Source organism: Streptomyces hygroscopicus subsp. hygroscopicus (genome assembly GCF_001553455.1).
Lineage (GTDB): Bacteria > Actinomycetota > Actinomycetes > Streptomycetales > Streptomycetaceae > Streptomyces > Streptomyces hygroscopicus.
The window spans coordinates 1-4,212 of the sequence record NZ_BBOX01000556.1; the positions used below are offsets into that span (position 1 = coordinate 1).

General features: G+C 68.6%; 1 protein-coding gene. It reads right to left on the minus strand.

Features of this window, described 5'->3' with window-relative positions; genetic code table 11:
* A partial coding sequence (locus AXW62_RS38540) for a non-ribosomal peptide synthetase (protein ID WP_159061076.1) occupies positions 1–4,212 on the minus strand: 4,212 nt, incomplete at both ends.

Sequence of the window (4,212 nt, forward strand, 5' to 3'; positions counted from 1 at the left end):
CAGCTCTTCCAGCCGGGTGTGCAGATCGGCGGGCCACTCGAAGGTAACCGTCCGTCCCTCGTGCGAGGCGGTCTGCGGATAGGGACGATCCGTGGGGAGACTGATGCGGTCCGGCAATCCCGCCAGCGTCTGCTTCCAGTACTCCACCTGCGCGGAGATCTGACTGCTGGGGTCTTCGACGTCGCCCAGGAGGTCGCGTTGCCACAGCGTGTAGTCCGCGTACTGCACCGGCAGCTCGGCCCACCCCGGCTCCCGCCCCGCACACCGCGCCTGGAAGGCCGTGCTCAGATCGCGGGCGAGAGGTGCCATCGACCATCCGTCGCTGGCGATGTGGTGCACCACCAGCACCAGGGCGTGCTCTTCCGCGCTGACGCGGAGCAGCTGCGCCCACAGCGGGATGTCCGTCTCGAGGTCGAAGGTGTGGCGTGCGGCGGTGGCCAGTGCCGTGTCCAGTTCGGAGGCGTCCACGGGGGTGACGGTCAGTTGCGGCCGGGCCTCCCGCACCGGCAGAACGCGCTGCTGTGGCACACCGTCGATCTCCGGGAAGACGGTCCGCAGACTCTCGTGGCGTGCCACGACATCGGCGAGTGCCGCCTCCAGCGCCGCGACGTCCACCTGCCCGGTCAGCCGGAGAATGAGCGGCATGTTGTAGGTGGGGGAGGGGCCTTCGAGGCGGTGGAGGAACCACAGGCGGGCCTGTGCGAAGGACAGGGGGATGGTGTCGGGCCGTTGGGCCGGTACGAGAGCGGTGCGGGCCGCACCCGCTCCGCTGACCTGCTGTGCCAGCCCCGCCACGGTGGGTGTTTCGAACAGGGTGCGCACACCCAGCTCGACGCCGAAGGTGGTGCGTATGCGTGCGATCAGGCGGGTGGCGAGCAGGGAGTGTCCGCCCAGATCGAAGAAGCTCTGGTCTACACCGACCTCGGTCAGGCCGAGTACCTCGGCGAACAGGCCGCACAGGATCTCTTCCGCCGGTGTACGCGGTCCGCGTGCGATGGTCCCGGCCGTGTAGTCGGGCGCGGGCAGCGCGCGGCGGTCGAGCTTGCCGTTGACGGTCAGCGGCAGCTCGTCCAGCACCACCACGGCCGACGGCACCATGTACTCCGGCAACCGGTCGGCCACGAACTGCCGCACGGTACTGGCCAGAGCGCCCACGTCACGGACGCTCGCAGGGCTGTTGGTGAACCTGCTCGGCGAGAACCCGCCGGTCGACGGAACCGGAGACTGGCCGGACCAGACCGGCGCGATGGCCAGGTCGGCTCTCACGCAGACGGCGTCCAGCCGGCGGTGGTCCTGTGACCACCGCGTGATCGTGCGATAACCCCGGGCGGCGGCCGATGTGGCCAGTTCGTGGGGATCCACCGCGCCCTCGCCCGCCGGGCTCCTGAGCGCTGCCAGGGCGTCCGTGAGGGAGCCACCACCGCGAAGGATGTCGTTCGCCGCGGCTTCCTGGACCAGGCGGCTGTTGGGGATGGCCGCCACACACAGCACGGCGGGTGCGTCGTCATCCAGCCGCTGGAGAAGCTCCTCGACGTCTGCGAGATCGGTGCCCCAGCGCAACTGGGGGGCCTCCGCGAGGAGTCGTTCCCCGTCACCCGGTCGCGTGTGCAGTACCACGTCGTAGCGGTAGCGGCTGAGTTCGTTGTGGTGGGGTCCTGCCTTGAGCTGGATGTCCACCCACTCCAGGCCGGGCGTGTGGTGGACGAGTGCCGGGAAGAAGTCCGGGTCGACCAGCAGCTCCTTCTCGAACACCATGGCCTGCTCGGCCGCGCTGATGATCGCTCCCGCTTTTTCCGACGGATCCGCTTGGTGCAGTTGCACTGCTGTGTGGAAGCAGGAAGCGAGCCGCTTGTTGCGAACGTCACCGACGAAGACGGCGCCACCGGGTGCGAGCAGCCGGGTGGCAGAGCGCAGCACATCGGCGAGGTAGTCCGCGTGCGGGAAGTACTGCACGACCGAGTTGATCACGACGACATCGAAGAAGTTCTGCGGCAGCCCGTCGACATCGTCGGCGGGCTGGCAGCGCAGCTCCGTGCGGTTCGCCAGGTCCGGCCGCTCGGCGACCTGACGGCGCAGCCGATCGATGACCTCCCTGGAGAGATCGGTGCCCCAGTAGCTCTCGCACGAGGGTGCCGCTTCGCTGAGCAGCAGGCCGGCGCCCACTCCTATCTCCAGAACGTTCCGGGGACCGAGCTCGAGGATCCTTCGTACGGTCTCGTCTCGCCAGGCTCGCATCTGGACCGACGGAATCGGCTCCTTGGTGTAACTGCTGTTCCAGCCATGGAAGTTCGTGCCGAGGGGGACGGAGTCGGCCGTGGTGTAGTGATCGTCGTAGACCTGCTGCCACCCCTGGACCTGGCGGTCACCGGACTGCCGGCGGTCCTCCTCGTTCTCCCGGGCCGGGACGATGTATCCGACCAGTCGGCTGTCGCCGGGCCGGTCCTCGCGGGCGATGACAGCGGCCTGGTCCACCGCGGGGTGCTGGAGCAGTGTGGAGGCGATCTCGTCGGGTTCGATGCGGAAGCCGCGGATCTTGACCTGGTCGTCGGCGCGTCCGAGGTATTCCAGCTGGCCGTCGGCGCGCCAGCGGACCATGTCTCCGGTCCGGTACATCCGGGCGCCGGTGGCGTTGGGGGTGTAGGGGTCGGCGATGAAGCGTGATGCGGTGAGGTCCGGTCGGCCCAGGTAGCCGCGGGCCACTCCGGCACCGGCGAGGTACAGCTCACCCGGTACGCCCACCGGAACTGGCTGTAGGCGCCTGTCCAGGACGTAGACGTTGGTGCCCTGGATGGGGCGGCCGATGGGGGGATGGGAGGCGTCGGTGGCGGACAGGGGTGGGCTCATGGTCGCGCAGACGGTGGATTCGGTGGGTCCGTAGGCGTTGAACATCTGTCGGCCTGGTGCCCATTGTGCTGCGAGTTCGGGTGGGCATGCCTCGCCTGCGACGATGAGGTGGGTGAGGGTGGGCAGGTGTTCGTGGGGGACGGCGGCGAGTGTGCTGGGGGTGAGTGTGGCGTGGGTGACGCCGTACTGGGCCATGGTCTCCGCCAGTCCGGCGCCGGGCAGCAGCTGCTGGGCGTCGGCCATGACGAGTGTCGCCCCCGAGCCCAGCGCCATCCACAACTCCGAGAACGCTGCGTCGAAGCTGGGTGAGGCGAACTGGAGGACGCGGTTGTTCTCCGCCAGGGTGAGGGTGTTGATCTGGGTGGCAACCATGTGGGTGGTGCCGGTGTGGGGGACGGTGACGCCTTTGGGGGTGCCGGTGGAGCCGGAGGTGTAGATCACATAGGCGGGGTTGTGGGGGGTGAGGGGGTGTGTGCGGTCGGTGTCGGTGATGGGGGCTGGGTTCTGTTCGGTCAGGCGGTGGGTGGTTTTGGGTGCGTCGTATTCCACGGTGGTCAGGGGCTGGTCGTGGAAGACCGGACGCAGGGCGGTGGTGGTCAGGGCGAGGGCGGGGGTGGCGTCGTGCAGCATGTACGCCACGCGTTCGGTGGGGTAGTTGGGGTCGATGGGCAGGTAGGCGGCGCCGGTTTTGAGGACGGCGAGGATGGCCACGACCAGGTCGATGGAGCGGGGGAGGGCCAGGGCGACGATGCGTTCGGGTCCGGCGCCCTCGGCGATGAGCAGTCGGGCCAGTTGGTTGGACGCGGCGTCCAGTTCCGCGTAGGTGAGCGTGCGGTCGCCGAACATGACGGCGGTGGCCTCGGGCACCCGCTCCACCTGCCGCGCGAACAAGTCCGTAACCCACACCGTCCCGGTACGCGCGTCCGAATCCGGCTCCGAATCCGACTCGGCGTCCCAGCCGGGGTTCGTGGTGGTGTTGTTCCACTCCACCAGTAGTCGCTCACGCTCGGACGGTTCCAGCAGACCGACCGCGCTGATCGGGGAATCCGGATCGCTGGTGACTGCTTTCAGGAACCGCTCCAGCCGGTCCACCAACGACATCACCGTCGACCGGTCGAACACGTCCGTGCTGAACTCCACGCCGCCTTCGAGATGGGCGGGCCTGTCCTCGGCATCCCGGCGGGCCATCACATGGACGGAGATGTCGAACTTCGCGGTGTCCGTGTTGATGAACTCGGGCACCGCGAGGAGACCGGGGATCTCGATGTCGGCGCTGGGCATGTTCTGCCACACGAGGGCGACTTGGAAGAGCGGTTGGTGGGCCAGTGACCGCTCGGGGTTGAGGACTTCCACCAGGTGTTCGAAGGG